The sequence below is a fragment of the Janthinobacterium sp. FT14W genome, from assembly GCF_009208755.1.
GTDB classification, from domain to species: Bacteria; Pseudomonadota; Gammaproteobacteria; order Burkholderiales; family Burkholderiaceae_D; genus Janthinobacterium; species Janthinobacterium violaceinigrum.
Window position 1 is genome coordinate 1 of record NZ_WFLL01000134.1, and the last position, 521, is coordinate 521.

Consider the following 521-nt stretch of genomic DNA (forward strand, 5'->3'; position numbering starts at 1 on the left):
AGTTCCCAGCCCGCCATGCGGCGGCGCTGCACTTCCACTTCCGTGTCGTCGATGAAGTTCTGCGCGGAACGCTGCCAGCCCCGCAAGGACAGTGTCGTCTTGCGCGAGGCGTCGCGGTAGACCAGACGCGACAACTTGACTTCGCGGTTCTGGCTGGCGCCGCTGTAGTTGTAGTCCTGGCTGATGCCGGCCACGGACTGGTGATAGCGGCTGTCGCTGGCCGTGAAGGCCAGCAGCCAGTAAGCGTAGGGAATCGAATAGTGGGCCACCATGCCGCCCGTGCCGCGCGGACCGTGGCGGTTGCCGTCGACGTTCTGGTTCAGGCTCAGATAAAACAGGTCGTTCAGGGTCAGCCAGTGGTCGTACGACAGGGTCACGCTGCCCTGCAGCTTGCCCGTCGAACGCGAGCCGCCATCGTCGAGGCCCAGCGCCAGGCGGAATGGCAAGCCCTGCTTCCACTGGATCTGCAGGTCGCTCTCGCCCGGCTTCGCATTGCCGCCCTCGGCCGGCATGATCTGGAT

1 protein-coding gene is annotated in these 521 nt (G+C 65.3%); it reads right to left on the reverse strand.

Translation table 11 applies throughout. The features are described 5' to 3' along the window. On the reverse strand, positions 1-521 hold a 521-nt coding region (locus GCN74_RS28315; RefSeq protein WP_226939281.1), incomplete at both ends, for a ShlB/FhaC/HecB family hemolysin secretion/activation protein.